The following is a 17,009-nucleotide window of genomic DNA, read 5'->3' on the forward strand; positions in this document are numbered from 1 at the left end:
TCAGGCATCGCCCGGCACATGTTCGGGCCCGCGACGACGCCGGTCCTCGATGAAGGCCCAGACATGCGGCCCGACAAGGCCGATGAAGGCGAGCGTCAGCAAGGTCAGCGACAGCGGATGCTTGTAGAACACCGACCAGTCGCCGTTCGATATGGTCATCGCCCGGCGGAACTGGGTTTCGGCGAGCGGCCCCAGGATCATGCCGATGATGACGGGCGCGGTCGGGAAATCGAAGCGCCGCATCAGGAAGCCCGCGGCCCCCAGGAGATAGAGGATGACGAGATCGATCGGCGACTGCGAGATGCCATAGGTGCCGACAGTGGCGAACACCAGAATCCCCGCATAAAGCTGCGGTGCCGGGATTTTCAGCAGCCGCACCCACAGCCCGATCAGCGGCAAATTGAGGATGACCAGGATGACGTTGGCGATGAACAGGCTGGCGATCAGGCCCCAGACAAGGTCGGCCTGTGTCGTCAGGAGCAGCGGCCCGGGATTGATGCCGTAGCTCTGGAAGGCCGACAGCATGATCGCCGCCGTCGCCGAGGTCGGCAGCCCAAGTGTCAGCATCGGCACCAGCACGCCGGCGGCGGACGCGTTGTTGGCGGCCTCGGGACCGGCAACGCCTTCGATGGCGCCGACCGTTCCGAATTCCGCCTTGTGCTTCGACAGTTTCTTTTCGATCGCATAGGACAGGAAGGTCGGGATCTCGGCGCCGCCGGCCGGCATGGCGCCGATCGGAAAGCCGATCGCGGCGCCGCGCAGCCAGGCTTTCCACGAACGCCCCCATTCGGCCGCCGTCATGTAGAGCGAGCCTTTCAGCGGCACGATCTCGTCCTTGCCGGCATAGCGGCGCGAGGCCATGTAAAGTGTCTCGCCAACCGCGAACAGGCCGACGGCGGCGATGATGACGTCGACGCCGTCGAGCAGTTCGGTCGTGCCGAAGGTGAAGCGCGGCTGGCCCGTCTGCAGATCGACGCCGATCATGCCGATTACGAATCCGGCAAACAGGCTGGTCAGACCCCGCACCGACGATGAACCAAGCACCGCCGAAACGGTGATGAAGGCCAGCACCATCAGCGAGAAATATTCGGCCGGGCCGAAGGCCAGCGCGAACTTGACCACGACAGGCGCCAGGAAGGCGACGCCCAGCGTGCCGAGCGTGCCGGCGACGAAGGAGCCGATCGCCGAGGTGGCGAGCGCGGCGCCCCCGCGGCCCGAGCGGGCCATCTTGTTGCCCTCCAGCGCTGTGACGATGGTTGCGCTCTCGCCTGGCGTGTTGAGCAGGATCGACGTCGTCGAGCCGCCATACATGGCGCCGTAATAGATGCCGGCGAACAGGATGAAGGACGCCTCCGGCGCCACCTGGTAGGTGATCGGCAAGAGGAGCGCGATGGTCAGTGCCGGCCCGAGGCCGGGCAACACGCCGATGGCCGTGCCGAGCGTGGTGCCGAGCAGGCACCACAAAAGATTGGTCGGCGAGAATGCGACCGCAAAACCGTGTGCGAGATGGCCGAGCGTTTCCACGGTCTCAGCCTCCCGGCGTGCTGGTGAAGGCGTCGATCACCGTATTCAACTGGTTCTCGATGAAGCCGGCGCCGATGTTGACGCCGAGCGCCTTGGCGAAGCCGAAATAAGCCGCCAGCGCCAGCACCAGCCCGGTAAGCACATCGCGCAGCGTGTGCCTGCTGCCGAAGCCGTAACAGACCAGAACGAACATGATGACCGATGCGGCGGTGAAGCCAAGCGGCTGGATGAGCAGCAGATTGGCCAGAAGACCGATGACGACGAAGCCCATCGCCTTCCAGTCGGTCGAAGTTTCCTTTTCCTCCTCCGGCTGCCAGCCGCCGCGAAGTGCGGCGAGGATGAGCAGCAGGGAGAGCACCACGAGGCCGACCATGGTGAGATAGGGAAAGACAGTCGGACCGACCTTGGAATAGAGCGGCGACACCGGGATCGCCAGCGTCTGCCAGGCGACAGCCCCGGCGCAGGCCAGAAGGCCGATGCCGATCGACAATTCCGGTACGGCAAGGCGTGGGGGCGCCGCCGGCTGGTTGATGGTGCTCATGAACGTCCTCCCCGTTATGGCCGAGACCGGCGGCAGCCCGCAGCCAGCCTGCACCGTACCTTCACCTTTAGACCGATCGCCTCCCTACGGTCGGCTGCGATTGAAAAATGAGGGGCGGAGCGAGCCGCCCCTTGGGGAAAAATCAGGCGAGACCGAGATCCTTGAGGATGGCCTCGATGCGAGCCGAATCCTCGGCGACGAATTTCGCATAATCGTCGCCGGTGAGCAGGATGGACGTCCAGTTGCGGTTCTTGCATTCGCTCGCCCATGCATCGCTCTTGGCCATGGTCTCGACCAGCGTGATCATCGCCGCCTTGTCGGCATCGGAAACGCCGGGTGGCGCGAAGACGCCGCGCCAGTTGAACAGTTCCACATCAATGCCGGCTTCCTTCAGCGTCGGCGCGTCGATGCCGTCCTGGCGCTTGTCGGCCGAAATGGCGAGCAGCCTGAGCGCGCCCGCCTTGACCTGCTCGGAGAACTCGCCGAAGCCGGAAATGCCGGCCGCGACCTGGTTACCGAGCAACGCCGACAAGGCCTCGCCACCGCCCGCGAACGGCACGTAGGAAAGGCTGGGGGCCGGAACGCCGACCGTCTTGGCGATCAGGCCGAACAGGATGTGGTCTGAGCCTCCGGCGGAACCGCCCGCGACTGGAACCTTCGTCGGATCGGCCTTGAGTGCCGCGACGAAATCGGCGGCCGTCTTGAACGGCGAGTCCGCCGGCACCACCAGCGCCTCGAACTCACCGGTGAGACGGGCGATGGGGGTGACTTGGGTCAGGTTGTTGGCTGCCTTGTTGGCGATGATGGCGCCCACCATGACCATGCCCGCGACCATCAGCGAATTGCCCTTGCCGCTCCACTGATTGATGAACTGCGGCAGCCCGACCGTGCCGCCGGCGCCGCCGACATTGGTGATCTGCGAGCCGGAGATGAGCTTCTCGCTGCGCAGCACCTGGTCCATCGTGCGCGCCGTCTGGTCCCAGCCGCCGCCGGGTGCCGCCGGCACGAAGACCTGGATCTGCGGTGCACCTTCTGCGAAGGCGGGTGAGAAATGCGATGCCACCAGCCCGGCCGCGCCTGCCGCCGCCGTACTCATCAAAAATCTGCGTCTGTTCAGCATGGGATTCCTCCAGATCACGACACCTCCTCCGGTGCCTGCCAAAACGCGCCTGTTCACAGACCCGTGATCGAGTTCAAGCAGATTTTACCTCGTTCCGTCAACAGGAACGAAATTCTGCTGGACAGAACGTCCCAGCGGCGCGACAGAGTGGTTCCGCTCGGGCTTCTCCGATTTGGGAACCGCAATGGACTTACCAGCCAACTCAGGCGATGCGGAAATCCGGCGAGCGTCCGCCGACGGTGTTGCCGCACTCGACCGGGCGATCGCCATCCTCGATGCTTTCACCGCGGCCGACCGCTCGCTCAGCCTGGCTGAAATCGCGGCGCGCACCGGCCTCTACAAAAGCACGATCCTGCGGCTCGCCAATTCGCTGTTGCGCGGCCAACTGCTCGAGCGCCTCGACGATGGGCGCTACCGTGTCGGACCCGCCGCCTTTCGGCTGGGCGCGCTTTACCAGCGCTCGGTCGTGGCGGTCGACATACTGTTGCCGATCATGCGCGAGCTCTCAGAACGAAGCTGGGAGAGCGTTGCCTTCTACGTCCGCTCGGGAGACGTGCGCACCTGTCTCTATCGGGTCGAATCCAAGCATCCGATCCGCTACACGATACGCGAAGGCGACGTATTGCCTCTGCTGGCCGGCTCCGGCGGCCGCGTGCTGGCAGCGTTTTCCGGCCAGCAGGGCGAACCCTACGAAACCATCCGCAAAACCTGCAACTGTCTCGCCGTGGGCGATCGCGACCCCGAGACTGCTGGCGTGTCGGCGCCGGTTTTCGGGCCGGGACATGTGCTGCTTGGCGCGTTGACGCTGGCTGGTCCAAGCACGCGCGTCGACGCAGCCTTCCTGCAGCGCATGAAGCGCCCGCTGCTCGAGGCGGCGGCCCGTGCCACCCGTGCCTTCGGCGAGGATGCCTCCATGCTGGAGCAGGCGAGCCTAGCGGCGGACGCTCTGCCGTAGCCGCGCGGCTACGGCCGGAAGAGGGCCGCCAGGTTTCGAATACAAACTGATTCAACTTGAAGCTGTTACTTGACGCAGCGTAATATTCGGTCATTCCCGGCAGCCGGAAACTATTTATTTGCTGTTAAGCCCCTCATGATACCCGGATTGGTGTCGCCATCTGAGCGACATGAGGGAGCAACATCGTCTCAACCGGCGGATGAAACAGCCGGACGGACGCGCTGACAGGATCATGGCACGTCCATGAATTCGATGAAGCTGTCATCGATGGACGCAAGCCCCCGCCTTCTCGGGCTTGTGTGGCCGTTCGTCGCCGTCGTTCTCATTCAGGCGCTGGTCGCCAGCCTGAGCCTCTATACGCTTTCGGCGGTTCGCGCCTATGTCGGCGGCGAAAGCCAGTGGTCCAAGGGGCAAAAGCACGCCATCTATTTCCTCAGCCTCTACGCCGATACCGGCAATGAGGAATTCTTCAGCGAGTATCGTGCCGCGATCGCCGTTCCACTGGCCGATCGCTCGGCCCGTCTGGCCCTCGAGCAGTCCGAGCCCGACACCCAGGCTGCACGCGCGGGCTTTCTGCACGCCAGGAACCACCCGGACGACGTTGCGGGGATGATCTGGCTGTTCCAGAATTTCCGTAGCTTCAGCTATCTCGACGCCGCCGTGCGGCACTGGACGGCGGCCGATGTCATGATCCTCGCCATCCGGCAGCTCGGCGACGAGATGCACGACAAACTGAGCAAGGCCCCGGCATCCCTGGCCCAGATCAGCGCCTGGAAGACGCAAATCCATCAACTCGATCGAGAGATCAGCCCGCTCTCCAAGGCCTTCTCGGACAGCCTCGGCGAAGGATCGCGCTTCATCAAGATGCTGCTCACCTTTGCCAATCTCGTCACCGCCGCCTTGCTGATACTGCTCGCCGTCTGGCGCACCCGCAAACTTCTGGCGCAGCGCCAGGCCTTCCAGCTGGCGCTCAACGCCGAGCGCGAGCGCGCCCAGGTCACGCTGGCTTCGATCGGCCAGGCCGTCATCAGCACCGGCCCCGATGGGCGGCTGGACTACATGAACGCGGTTGCCGAGAAATTGCTGGCATGCCCGTTCGGCTCCGCCAGAGGCAAGCCGTTGGCGTCGCTGTTTCGGCTGGTGGACAAGGACACCAGCGTCGAAGAGCCTCAATTGATCGAACGCCTGCTGGCCGGCGAGCCACGCCGCTCCAGCGCCCGTCCGCAATTGCTGCAGCGGCCGGACGGCTCCGTTGTTCCGGTCGCGCTGACCGGCGCGCCGCTGCTCGTTTCCGGTGGGATCGTCGGCGCCGTGCTGGCCTTCCACGACATGACCCGGGAAGAGGATTATATCGAGCGGCTTTCCTGGCAGGCTTCGCATGACGCGCTGACCGGGCTCGCCAACCGGCGTGATTTCGAAAGCCGGCTGGAACGGACGATCGTCGAATTGCAGGACGGGGCCCGCCAGCATGCGCTGATGTATCTCGATCTCGACCAGTTCAAGCTGGTCAACGATACGTGCGGCCATGCCGCTGGCGACCAGTTGCTGCGCCAGATCTCCTCGCTGCTGATCAACGAGCTGGGGCCGGGCGACGTGCTGGCCCGGTTGGGCGGGGATGAATTCGGCGTGCTGCTGATCGATTGCGAGGCGGACAATGCGGCCGACATCGCCGAACGGCTGCGCGCCGCCGTGCAGGAGCTGCATTTCGCCTGGGATGGCCGGCCTTTCAACACCAGCGTCAGTGTCGGCATGGTGCAGATCGCCAATACGCATGTGACGATCGAGGAGGCACTGCGTGCCGCCGACGTCGCCTGTTACATGGCCAAGGAGAAAGGCCGCAACCGCGTCCAGATCCATAGCGACGGCGACGTCGCCTTGCGCGAGCGCTTCGGCGAGATGGCCTGGGTGCAGCGCCTGCACGCCGCGCTCGAAGAAGATCGCTTCAGGCTTCATGCCCAGGAAATCTGGCCGCTCAACGACGACGTCGCCGAGGCTGGAGCGCATATCGAGATTCTCTTGCGGCTGACCGATGAAGACGGCGGCTTCGTTACCCCGCAGAGCTTCATTCCCGCCGCCGAGCGCTACGGCCTGATGCCGTCGATCGACCGTTGGGTGGTGCGCAATACATTCCGCATCCTGGCGGCGCGGCAAGCCGATCAGCGCATGCCGCCGATTGCCACATGCGCCATCAATCTTTCCGGAGCGACGTTCGGCGACGAGACGTTTCTCGGCTTCCTGCGCGAGCAGTTCCTCGTCCATGGCATTTCGCCGGCCATGATCTGCCTGGAGATCACCGAAACCAGCGCCATCGCCAATCTTACCAGTGCCATGCGCTTCATGGCCGACCTGCGCGGGTTGGGCTGCCGTTTCGCGCTCGACGATTTCGGCTCCGGCATGTCGTCCTTCGCCTATCTGAAGCACCTGCCGGTCGACTACCTCAAGATCGACGGCAGCTTCGTCAAGGACATGCTGGATGACCGCATCGACCGCGCCATGGTCGAGATGATCCACCATATCGGCAAGGTCATGGGCAAGCGCACCATCGCCGAATTCGTCGAAAGCGACGACATCGCCGCCGCTCTGAAGACCATCGGCGTCGACTATGCCCAGGGCTACGGGATCGCCAGGCCGACGCCGTTCGATGCCTCGACGGTGCTGCTGGGCCGGAGCGTCACGCCGGCCGCGCCGAGCGCCGATCCATGGGCCGACCTTGCTCGGAAACTGGGTCGCAAGGCCGGCTAAACGATCAGTTCAGTTTCACCAGAACCACCCGGCGGTTCTTGGCACGGCCCGCCTCGTCATCATTGCTGGCGACGGGCGCAATCATGCCGGCGCCGGCCGCGGTCAGCCGCTTGCCGTCGATGCCATATTTCGACACCAGCACCTTCTTGACCGCTTGCGCACGCCGCGACGACAGATCGATATTATAGTCGAAGGCGCCCTGATTGTCGGTGTGACCGACGACGATGACCGCCATATCGGGTTCGTTTGCCAGCAGCGTCGAAATCTCCTTAAGCGTTGGTTCCGATTCCGGCTTGATGACCGCCTTGCCGGTGTCGAAGAAGATGCCGTAGAGTGAAATGCTGCCGGTGGCGGAAATCGAATCCGCCATCTTGGCCGCCTCGACGACCACCATTTTCTTGTCGCGCGCCTTGGGTTCCAGCACCTGCACAACGGCAACGGTGCGGCCGTTGAGTTCCTTGCAGTAGAGATCGTCGGTCAACGAATAGGTCTGTACCGTGATATAGGCGTCGCCGCCGTCCTGTGGCACCTTGGCCGAGAAATAGCGCTGGTCGTTGATGCCGGAAGCCAACGCGCAAGCGCCATTGGAGAATGCCGCGTCCTTGAGATCGCTTTCGTGGAAGGAATACATCGTCAGGCTCATGTCGCCGCCGCCGCCGCTCGACGAGCGGTCGGCAGCGCCGCCACATTCCTCCTTCTTGCATTCGAACAGGACTTCGCCGCCTGCTGCCTTGATCACATCCTGATAATTGCGCAGCACCTCGAGCGGCGAGCGCTCGGCCGGCAGCACATAGGCGATACGGGTCAGGGCACCCTCCACCTCGGCCTTCTTGTCCGGCGCGAAAACGCGATTGTTCATGGCGTCGCGCGCGTCCGGATCTGCGCTTGGCTTCAGGGGCGACAGCGGTACGCTGAAGTCGGTAAAGGCAAGCTTTGCGTAGGACACGATGAAAGAGCCTTCGTAGCGCTTGGCCAGTTGATTGTCGGCGGCGCCCCCGATATCGGCGGTCGGCACCGTCGCGTCGGCTGCCGCGAGCCGCACTGTCAGCGCGAGAACAAGCCCCGCCCAGAAAAACCTCATGATTGTCGACTTTAATGCATGCATCGATCGATCCCCTCGCTTGATGATCGATGCTAGCAGAGCGGGTATGTCCAGTCGATGACGCCACTCAGGGCAGCCGCTCCAGCAGGATGGTCGGCGCATCGTGATAGAGGGTCTGCGTCAGCTCGGTATAGCCGCACTTCCTGGCGACGTTCAACGAGGCCGTATTTTCGGGATCGATGATGCAGACGGTTCTGGCACGTCCGAACGTCTGGTCGCCCCAGCCATGCACACGGCTGACGATCTCCGTGGCAAGGCCAGCGCCATGCGCGGCCGGAGCGAGCGCCCACCCCGCCTCGGGGATGCCTTCGATCGACGGCTCCATGTCGCGCTTCAGATCGTGGAACCCGGCCTCCCCGACGAAGCGGCCAGTCGCTTTCTCCTCGATGGCCCAGAACCCATAGCCCAACAGCGACCACAGGCCGGCGTGACGCAGGAAGCGCATCCAGCTTTCCTCACGCGTACGCGGCTTGCCGCCGATGAAACGGGTGACGACCGGATCGGCCCACATCGTGGCATAGGCATCGAAGTCGCCGAGCTGGTGTGGCCGCAGGATGGTTCGTGGCGTCTCGATGACGGGGGCGACAGTCGCTTGCGTCGGATTCATTGGATTTGCCTCGCGTTACGGCCTGCGGGTTAGCAAATCGACGGCGCCGTGCAAGAGCCAGGGAACCCAGGGACCGTCATCCAGGACGAAAGCGCGACGTCCGGCTGCCTTCACGACATCCGGGCAGCGCTTTGGGATTTTTGCGCGGCGGTGTTATTTTCGACGCGGGCTGATTCAGCAGCCCAAATTTTGAGGCGCCCAGTGCCGCCGATCCGAGGGAAACGAGCATGGACACCACCGACCTCGTGCTCGCCATCATCCACCATCTGCTGGTGTTCTCGCTGGCGGGGATCATCGGCGCCGAATTCGTGCTGATCCGTGGCGACCTGCCCGCCGCGACGCTCAAGCGGCTCGCCGGCATCGACCGCCACTACGGCATCATCGCCGCGCTCATCATCATCGTCGGCATCGGCCGTGTCGTCTGGGGGCTCAAGGGCTGGGAGTTCTACGTCCACAATTGGGTGTTCTGGGCCAAGATGGCGGCGTTCGGCATCGTCGGCCTGCTGTCGATCGTCCCGACCGTGCGTTTCATTTCCTGGAGCCGGCAGGCGAGTACCAATCCTTCCTTCGCCGTGCCTGTCGGCGAACTGGCCTCGGTGAAGACCTATATCCGCGCCGAGGCGTTCGTCTTCCTGCTGATCCCGGTCTTCGCGGCGGCGATGGCGCGTGGCTACGGCTACTGATCGTCGGCGGAAACCGTTTCAAGTGGAGCGATCGGCACCAGGGGTGCCGGAATGCTGGTCGTCTTCACCTCCGCCTTGCAGATATCGGCGATGACGCAGGCCGGACAATCCGGCTTGCGCGCCTTGCAGACATAGCGGCCATGCAGGATCAGCCAGTGATGGGCGTGGCGCATATATTCGTCCGGGATGATCCTCAACAATCCCTGTTCGACCTGTTCCGGGGTCTTGCCGGGCGCCAGGCCAAGCCGGTTGCCGATGCGCAGGATGTGCGTGTCGACCGCCATCGTATGTTGGCCGAAGGCCATGTTGAGCACGACATTGGCGGTCTTGCGCCCGACACCGGGCAGCTTGACCAGCTCATCGCGGTCGTCAGGCACCTCGCCGCCATGGTCGCGGATCAGCGCCTCCGACAGGGCGATGACGTTCTTGGCCTTGTTGCGCCAGAGACCGATGGTCCTGATAAAGTCGCCGACCCTGGCTTCACCGAGCGCCAGCATCTTTTGTGGCGTATCGGCAACCTTGAACAAGGCACGCGTCGCCTTGTTGACGCCCGCATCGGTCGCTTGCGCCGAAAGCACCACGGCCACCAGCAGCGTGAAGGCATTGACATGTTCGAGCTCGCCCTTGGGCTCAGGCCGCTGCACTGAAAAGCGCCTGAATATCTCGCGCACTTCCGTCGGGCTATAAATCGATCTGGACCGCGCGGGCCTGAGGCGCAGTTTGGCGTTCGCGCCGTCGCGCCGTCCGGGCAACAGTTCACTTTTGGGCAGGGACGAATCTTTGGACTTGGGGCGCGCCATTTCCCTCCTATAATAGTCTGTCATGAGCGACACAAACGCCTCGTTTCAGGCTGATGAGCCCTTCTTTCATGCATTGCTGACCCCACACCGGTCGCTGGGCAGGACGGGCTTCCTGATCCTGATGGGCGCCCTGACGTTCGGCTGGCTGGTGACGGGCGCGTTCTTCCTGTCCCGCGGCGCCTGGCCGGTGTTCGGCTTCTTCGGCCTCGACGTGATCGCCGTTTACATCGCCTTCCGCGTCAACTATCGGGCCGCCCGCGCCCGCGAGGAAGTGTCGGTCTCGCGAACCAGCCTCGATATCCGCAAGACGGCCCCCTCGGGAAAGTCGGAAGCGCACCGCTTCAATCCGTTTTGGGCTCGGTTTTCGATCGCCCGGCACGCCGAGATCGGCATCACCAGAATGACCGTGGAAGCACAGGGCCAGAACGTGCCGATCGGCGGCTTCCTCGATCCCGATTCCCGCGAGAGCTTCGCCACCGCCTTCGCGCGCGCTCTGGCGACCGCCAAGGCGCGCTAAGCAATTCCCAGAAAAGTGTGAAGCGGTTTTCCGTCCGCAATTGCGGCAAACAATGTGCTTCAGAAGCGATACCGCAGCAGCCTGCCGACCTTGCGCAGCGCCGGAATGTGTTTCCAAAGGCGGACGAACAGCTTGGCGGACCAGCCCATGCGGGCAGCGTGCTCGGGCTTGTAGGCCGAAATATCCTCGATGAACCGCAGCTTCGGAACCGCTAGTTCCAGCTCGTGCGGGTCGTCGATCGCCCAGTGGACCTCGGCGCCCGTCGCCTTGATCGTCGGATTGAGGCGAAGCAGCGTCAGGCCGAAACGGCTGTAGGCGTCGAAGATCAGTTCGCCGCCGGCAAGATGCGAGACAAGCCGTGAAAGCAGGCGCAGCCCTTCGTCGGCGGGGAGATAGGGCGTCAATCCCTCCGCCACCACGATGGCCAGGCGGTTGCGAGGCACGTCGGCCAACCAGCCGGGCTCGGTCACCGACGAAGCGATGAGGTGGTAATGGTCGCGGGACGGGTAGAGCTTGCGCCTGAGTTCGATCACTTCGGGATAGTCGATATCGAACCAGTCCACCCACGGTGGAGGATCGACCCGGAAGATGCGGGTATCAAGCCCGCAACCCAGATGCAGCACGATGGCGCCAGGATTTCTGGCCAGAAAATCCTCGACGCGGACGTCCAATGTCTTGGCTCGGATCGCCAGGCCGATGCCGAGATTCTCGTCGACCTTGAGCCTGGCGAAATCATAGTCGATCTTGCGCAGCGCCGCGTCGGCGAAATGGTCCCCGAGCAGCGACTGGGGCATCCTGCTCTCCAGCGCCTTGCCGTACAGGGTCATGAGCAAGGTCTCTTTTGCTCCCGTCAAATGTACTTTTTCGCCAACCATGAGCGGCTCCCGGGCTCGAATCCCCAGTCTATCTGGGCAGGTGCTGCAAGAAGGCAAGTTTCGGGTGGCGATCGGCGCCCCAAGGGGCGATATTCCCGCCCAAGGAGACAGGTCCATGAGCACACACACGGCAGTCCTCAAGAGGGACATCACGCCCGAGGGCAGCGACTACGAAATCGTGCGCCGCGCCATCGAGAAGATCAGCTTGGACTATCGCGACCAGCCTTCGCTCGAGGAGCTTGCGGAGGAGGTCGGCGAGACGCCGACCGGCTTGCAAAAACTCTTCACCCGCTGGGCCGGCCTGTCGCCCAAGGCCTTTCTGCAGGCGGTGACGCTGGACCATGCGCGCAAGCTGCTCGATTCCGGCATGCCGCTGCTCGAAACCTCTTTTGAACTGGGCATGTCCGGTCCCGGCCGGCTGCACGACCTGTTCGTCACCCATGAGGCGATGTCGCCTGGCGACTACAAGACGCGCGGCGCCGGCCTCACCATCCGCTACGGCTATCACCCCTCCCCATTCGGCACCGCCTTGATCATGGCCACGGACCGCGGGCTTGCCGGCCTCGCCTTCTGCGACGCCGGCGAGGAGCGCACCGCCTTCGCCGACATGTCGGGGCGCTGGCCCAACGCCTTCTATGTCGAGGACAGGGAAGCGACAGGCCCTTATGCCGCGCGCATCTTCGAGCCGACGCTGTGGCGCGCCGACCAGCCGCTGCACGTCGTCATGATCGGCACCGACTTCCAGGTCCGCGTCTGGGAAGCCTTGCTGCGGATCCCGATGGGCAAGGCCCGCACCTATTCCTCGATCGCCGCCAGCATCGGCGCGCCGAGCGCCAGCCGCGCGGTCGGCGCCGCCAACGGCGCCAACCCGCTCTCTTTCGTGGTGCCTTGCCACCGCGCCATCGGCAAATCAGGCGATCTTACCGGCTATCACTGGGGCCTGACCCGCAAGCGCGCCATCCTGGGCTGGGAGGCAGGGCAGATCTCATCCTGAAATGTCGATTTTTAATTCCAGATCCAAGGAATATATGAATATTCGGATTTTAAAGTATTAGTGCGAATTCTTTTCGGAATTTCTGGGTACAACCGGTGACAACCATCGGTTTCCTCATGGCTGTTGTTTCGACGCTTTATTTTAGTTTACGCTAAATTAACCATGCAAAAGCGATGATGACCCATATTAATTCGGGCGGTCCGACTTAATAGGAGGGTCTCGATGCCGTTGTTTCGCACCACCGTCGGTGCAGCCTTGCTTGTCGCGTGCCTGGACCACGCCGCGATGGCCACAACTCAGAATGTCATTTTCAACGGCACGGTAACCGCGACCTGCACGCTCGTTGTCGGCTCCAACGGCACGATGACGGTGAGCCCCGACCTCCAGTCGCTGAGCTCGCACAACAGCGGCGGTTCGGCTGGAACAGTCACGCTCACCACCACCGGAGGTGTTTCGCTGAGCGTCGATCCGGTGACCCTCACCACCGTGCCGGCCGCCGACAGCACGGCCACCACCTGGACACCGACCTATTTGTCCAGCGGCGCCCACACGATCGCGGAAACGGGTTCCTCCACCGCCCTGACCGCCCCCGGCGCCGACCTTGTCTCGGTCCATCTCGCCGGCACCAAGGGTGGCAGCAACCGCTTCGCGAACGGCAACTATCAGGCAACCGTAACACTGCGCTGCGAATAGGCCGTCGCGAAGGAGGGATCCTTGAAACATGCTCTGAACCTGGCGGCGGCATTGGCCGCCGGATTGATGCCCATTGCCGCGGGCGCCCAGTCGATGTCGCCGATGCGGGGTGAGGTCAACAGTTTCACCGACGCCTTCGCGGTCCGCGTGTTCCCCGCCAATCCCTACGACCGGAAGATCAAGGTCGAAATCCACGTCTACGATCAGGATTTTCAGCCGGTGGACGCCAAGATCTCTCCAAGTGTCTTCCAATTGGGCTCGCAGGCTTCCCGCCCTGTCCTTGTGGTCGTGCCCTTCGGCGGCGCTGCCGAGCGTAAAGTGCGTATCTGTACCGAGAGCATCCCCTTTCCCAATCAACAGACGCAGATAAGGGCACAGATATGCGGAAAGTTTTTTGGGCACCGCAAGTCCTGACGCTGGCGCTCGCGGTTGCTGTGACCAGCACCGCTCCAACCCAGGCCCAGGAACAGATTTACAATCTCAACCAGAACGAGAACGGCTTCAACTTGCCCGGTGTCACTCTGCCCCAGGGCCAGGACGAGGTTCACGCCGCGGATGGCACCACTTGCCGTTCCGCCGTTTCCGGTTCCGGTGCCTATGTCGATCTCGGCGTTATCAGAGGCAACAGCCAGACGAACAATGGCGTCGCCACCTATGGCCGGGTGGTGATCCCGATCGGCCGGACGCCGAAGCGTCTCGACTGCAGCCGGCTCTATGAACTCGAGGTGCAGCGCCTTCAGATGGAGCTAAAGCTGTTGAAGATGGGCGTCAATGTCGACGGCGGCACGACCGCGAGCGTGGCCGCAAGCGCTCCCGCCACCGCTGCCGCATCACCTGGATGGGCCAACGAAGGCTGGAGCATCAGGACCGGAAACAGCGATGGCAAGAAAAAGAAGAAGAAATAACCGGGCGCTGCTTGCGATGGCCGCACTCGCCGGTTTCTGCCTTCCGGCGCAGGCGGCGATCATCGGCACCTGCACCATCATGGTCGGGGCATCGGGCACGATGACCGCAAATCCGGCCATCGGCATACTGGGCTCCAAGCAGGCAGGCGGATCGAGCGCCAATGCCACCGTGGTGGCTAGCTCCCTGCTGTGCTCGATACTTAACCTGCTTGACTGTTATTCTGTTTCAGCGCCCGCGCCTGCCGCGTTCTCGTCGGCGCCGAGCGGCGGCGGCACCAACGTGACCTTCGCCTCGGTCTACCGCCTCGATGGCTCGGGGGTCGACAACAATGGGGGCGTGCCGCAAAGGGTCGTCAACGGCACCCACGCCATGCAGATCGACCTCACCGCCACCAAATCGAGCGGTATCTTCCCCGCCGGCAACTATCAGGGCATCGTCACCGTGCGATGCGAGTGAGGCAGCAAATCGCGCTGGACCATTCGCGTGGTCTGGCATCGAACGGCCTGGCAGGGTAGCTTCCCGTACGTTCAGCAGGAGGCACTTTCTTGATAGTCGTTGTCGGCTCGATCAACCTCGACCTTATCGCCAACGTCGACCGCTTGCCGAGCCCCGGTGAGACGGTAAGCGGTTCCAGTTTCTCGACGGCGCCTGGCGGCAAAGGGGCCAACCAGGCATTGGCCGCCGCGCGTGCCGGCGCTCAGGTGCGCATGGTCGGCGCCGTTGGCAAGGACAATTTCGCACCCGAAGCACTGGCGTTGCTGCGCGAGGCCAAGGTCGACCTGTCTGGCGTGGGAGAGACCTTTGCCTCGACCGGCACGGCGCTGATCATGGTCGGCGACGACGGCGAGAACATCATCGCCGTGGTGCCCGGCGCCAATGCTTCCGTGGTGCCCGGCGACCTCTCCAAGGCTTTTCTGAAGAAGGGCGACGTCGTGCTGCTGCAGCATGAGATTCCGCTCGCGACGATCGATGCGGCACTCGACCAGGCAAGGACGGCCGGCGCGGTCACTGTCCTCAACACCGCTCCTTTTCATGGCGAGGCAGCCGCCTTCCTCGGCAAGGCCGACTACGCGGTCGCCAATGAGACCGAGTTCGACCTCTATGGTGAAGCGCTGGCCTTGAAGGGTCGCGATCGTGCTGCACGCATGCGCGATTTTGCCGGGAAAACCGGACGCACCATCGTCGTCACCCTCGGCGGCGATGGCGTGATGGCGGCGACACCGAGCGATTTCCTGACTGTTCCCGCGCTGAAGATCACGCCGGTCGACACGGTTGGGGCCGGCGACACGTTCTGCGGCTATTTCGCCGCCGGCCTGTCGTCGGGCCTCACGCTCGAACAGGCACTTGCGCGTGCCGGCGCCGCCGGCTCGCTCGCTTGCCTCAAGCCCGGCGCCCAGCCGGCGATCCCGCTGGCGAAAGACGTCGAGCAGGCCTTGCAAGAGGCCCGTTGAGATGATGCGCCCCCGCACGAAGCATGCCGTACCCGCGGCCAGCGACATCTGTCGCCTGTCGGCTGTCGAACTCGTCGACGCGATCCGCCGAAAGAAACTCTCCGTGCGCGAGGTGGTGACGGCTTTCCTGGACCGCATCGATGCGGTCAACCCGCAGGTCAACGCCATCGTCTCGCTGCGAGACCGCGCCGATATCCTGCGCGAGGCCGACGCCGCCGATGTCAGGCGGACGGATGGAACCGGCGCGCTCTTTGGCCTTCCCATCGCCATCAAGGACCTTGCCTCCACAACGGGCCTCAGAACCTCGTTCGGCTCGCCGATCTTCGCCGATTTCGTGCCGCAAGAAGACGATTTCTTCGTCGAACGCATCCGCGACGCTGGCGCCATCATCATCGGCAAGACCAATGTTCCCGAATTCGGGCTCGGCTCCAACACCTACAACAACGTCTTCGGGCCAACGCTGAACGCCTTCGATCCGGCGCTGACCGCCGGCGGCTCGAGCGGCGGCGCGGCGGTGGCGCTGGCGCTGGACATGGTGCCGGTCGCCGATGGCAGCGATTTCGGCGGTTCGCTGCGCAACCCGGCTGCCTGGAACAATGTCTACGGCTTTCGGCCATCGCAGGGGCTCGTGCCCGGCGGTCCCGACTTCGAGGTTTTTCACGCGCAGATGGGCGTCGAGGGGCCGATGGGCCGCAACGTCGCCGACATGGCGCTGTTGCTCGACGTGCAGGCCGGTTACCATCCGCAAGCGCCTCTCTCCTATGAAAAGCCGGGATCCTTCCTCGAAGGGCTCGCGCCACCGGCGACCGGCGGCCGCGTCGCCTGGCTCGGCGATCTCGGCGGCCATCTGCCGGTCGAGCCCGGCATCCTCGACCTGTGCGAGGCAGCGCTGGCACGGTTCACGGATGCATCCTTCCGGACCGAGCCCTTGCGTCCGGATTTCGATTTCGAGGCACTCTGGCAGGCCTTCGTGACGCTGCGCCAGGCCAGCAGCGGCTGCGCGCTGAAAGTGCACTATGACGATCCCGCCAGGCGCAGGCTGCTGAAGCCGGAAGCCGTCTGGGAGGTGGAAAACGCCATGCGGCTGACGGCGCCGCAGATTCGCGCGGCCTCGGTCATGCGCACGTCCTGGCACCGGATGCTACTATCGATCTTCGAACGCTTCGACCTCATCGCGCTGCCGACCGCGCAGGTCTTTCCCTTCGATGTCGGCACCCATTGGCCGCGCGAGGTCGCCGGGCGGGCAATGGACAGCTACCATCGCTGGATGCAGGTTTCAGCCTTCGCCACCTTGGGCGGTTGCCCGGCGGTCAATGTCCCGGTCGGCTTCGACGACAGGGGCCGGCCCATGGGCATGCAGCTGATCGGCCGGCCACGCGGCGACCTCGCCGTGCTGAAGGCCGCGGTCGCCTATGAGACGACCCTGCCCTGGCCGGCCGGCGCCTGAGCCACGTACGACGCGCGCCGGCTTGCTTCGCCCTCGCCGTCATGCATTGATT

At 64.0% G+C, this 17,009-nt stretch carries 18 protein-coding genes; 11 read left to right on the forward strand and 7 right to left on the reverse strand.

From position 1 onward, the window contains the following. From EN851_RS12780 to EN851_RS12790, 3 genes are all read right to left on the reverse strand, one after another. Positions 1-1,524, reverse strand: coding sequence for a tripartite tricarboxylate transporter permease (locus EN851_RS12780; RefSeq protein WP_135929354.1), 1,524 nt, complete (start codon positions 1,522-1,524; stop codon positions 1-3). A 4-nt stretch (positions 1,525-1,528) separates the two neighbouring features. Then, on the reverse strand, positions 1,529-2,065 hold the full coding sequence (locus EN851_RS12785; RefSeq protein WP_127277130.1) for a tripartite tricarboxylate transporter TctB family protein: 537 nt from the start codon (positions 2,063-2,065) through the stop codon (positions 1,529-1,531). A gap of 142 nt (positions 2,066-2,207) precedes the next feature. Next, entirely contained in the window at positions 2,208-3,185 is a 978-nt protein-coding gene (locus tag EN851_RS12790; protein WP_135929355.1) for a tripartite tricarboxylate transporter substrate-binding protein, read from the reverse strand. Between the two features lie 184 nt (positions 3,186-3,369). On the opposite strand from EN851_RS12790, the gene EN851_RS12795 reads away from it, so the two are divergent. Both EN851_RS12795 and EN851_RS12800 read left to right on the forward strand, forming a co-directional pair. Further along, entirely contained in the window at positions 3,370-4,140 is a 771-nt protein-coding gene (locus EN851_RS12795) for an IclR family transcriptional regulator (RefSeq protein WP_135929356.1), read from the forward strand. Between the two features lie 243 nt (positions 4,141-4,383). After that, positions 4,384-6,882, forward strand: a complete 2,499-nt coding sequence (locus tag EN851_RS12800; protein WP_135929357.1) for an EAL domain-containing protein — start codon at positions 4,384-4,386, stop codon at positions 6,880-6,882. A gap of 4 nt (positions 6,883-6,886) precedes the next feature. On the opposite strand, the gene EN851_RS12805 is transcribed toward EN851_RS12800, so the two are convergent. Together EN851_RS12805 and EN851_RS12810 are read right to left on the reverse strand one after the other, a co-directional pair. Then, complete coding sequence (locus EN851_RS12805; protein WP_135929358.1) at positions 6,887-7,963, reverse strand: OmpA family protein; 1,077 nt, start codon at positions 7,961-7,963, stop codon at positions 6,887-6,889. A gap of 88 nt (positions 7,964-8,051) precedes the next feature. Further along, the gene (locus EN851_RS12810) at positions 8,052-8,591 is read right to left on the reverse strand and encodes a GNAT family N-acetyltransferase (RefSeq protein ID WP_127277115.1); all 540 of its coding nucleotides are present in this window, start codon (positions 8,589-8,591) and stop codon (positions 8,052-8,054) included. A gap of 227 nt (positions 8,592-8,818) precedes the next feature. Between EN851_RS12810 and EN851_RS12815 the strand changes: the two genes are divergently transcribed. Next, positions 8,819-9,274, forward strand: coding sequence for a DUF2214 family protein (locus EN851_RS12815; RefSeq protein ID WP_127277113.1), 456 nt, complete (start codon positions 8,819-8,821; stop codon positions 9,272-9,274). Here EN851_RS12815 and nth read toward each other — a convergent pair. Further along, positions 9,268-10,074 (reverse strand): endonuclease III, encoded by an 807-nt coding sequence (gene nth, locus EN851_RS12820; protein WP_135929359.1) that lies wholly within the window; start codon positions 10,072-10,074, stop codon positions 9,268-9,270. The two genes, EN851_RS12815 and nth, sit on opposite strands and share 7 nt — an antisense overlap. Before the next feature lie 22 nt (positions 10,075-10,096). Here nth and EN851_RS12825 point away from each other — a divergent pair, with 22 nt between their 5' ends. After that, positions 10,097-10,591 (forward strand): DUF2244 domain-containing protein, encoded by a 495-nt coding sequence (locus tag EN851_RS12825; protein ID WP_127277108.1) that lies wholly within the window; start codon positions 10,097-10,099, stop codon positions 10,589-10,591. Between the two features lie 59 nt (positions 10,592-10,650). On the opposite strand, the gene EN851_RS12830 is transcribed toward EN851_RS12825, so the two are convergent. Then, a complete protein-coding gene (locus EN851_RS12830) occupies positions 10,651-11,466 on the reverse strand; it encodes a class I SAM-dependent methyltransferase (protein WP_127869982.1) in 816 nt (271 codons plus the stop codon). Between the two features lie 115 nt (positions 11,467-11,581). Here EN851_RS12830 and EN851_RS12835 point away from each other — a divergent pair, with 115 nt between their 5' ends. From EN851_RS12835 to EN851_RS12865, 7 genes are all read left to right on the forward strand, one after another. Beyond that, on the forward strand, positions 11,582-12,460 hold the full coding sequence (locus tag EN851_RS12835; protein ID WP_135929360.1) for a bifunctional helix-turn-helix domain-containing protein/methylated-DNA--[protein]-cysteine S-methyltransferase: 879 nt from the start codon (positions 11,582-11,584) through the stop codon (positions 12,458-12,460). Positions 12,461-12,682: 222 nt separating this feature from the next. After that, positions 12,683-13,153 (forward strand): hypothetical protein, encoded by a 471-nt coding sequence (locus EN851_RS12840; RefSeq protein ID WP_135919045.1) that lies wholly within the window; start codon positions 12,683-12,685, stop codon positions 13,151-13,153. 21 nt (positions 13,154-13,174) lie between these two features. Then, positions 13,175-13,567, forward strand: coding sequence for a hypothetical protein (locus EN851_RS12845; protein WP_127277100.1), 393 nt, complete (start codon positions 13,175-13,177; stop codon positions 13,565-13,567). Next, positions 13,534-14,058, forward strand: a complete 525-nt coding sequence (locus EN851_RS12850; RefSeq protein ID WP_127277098.1) for a hypothetical protein — start codon at positions 13,534-13,536, stop codon at positions 14,056-14,058. The genes EN851_RS12845 and EN851_RS12850 overlap by 34 nt, the downstream gene beginning before the upstream one ends. After that, a complete protein-coding gene (locus EN851_RS12855; protein ID WP_127277096.1) occupies positions 14,033-14,515 on the forward strand; it encodes a hypothetical protein in 483 nt (160 codons plus the stop codon). Before EN851_RS12850 ends, EN851_RS12855 begins: the two co-directional genes overlap by 26 nt. An 89-nt stretch (positions 14,516-14,604) precedes the next feature. Next, complete coding sequence (locus EN851_RS12860) at positions 14,605-15,510, forward strand: ribokinase (protein WP_135865732.1); 906 nt, start codon at positions 14,605-14,607, stop codon at positions 15,508-15,510. A 1-nt stretch (position 15,511) separates the two neighbouring features. After that, on the forward strand, positions 15,512-16,957 hold the full coding sequence (locus EN851_RS12865; RefSeq protein ID WP_135929361.1) for an amidase: 1,446 nt from the start codon (positions 15,512-15,514) through the stop codon (positions 16,955-16,957). Positions 16,958-17,009: the final 52 nt, after the last annotated feature.

This window comes from Mesorhizobium sp. M8A.F.Ca.ET.208.01.1.1 (genome assembly GCF_004791315.1).
GTDB lineage: Bacteria > Pseudomonadota > Alphaproteobacteria > Rhizobiales > Rhizobiaceae > Mesorhizobium.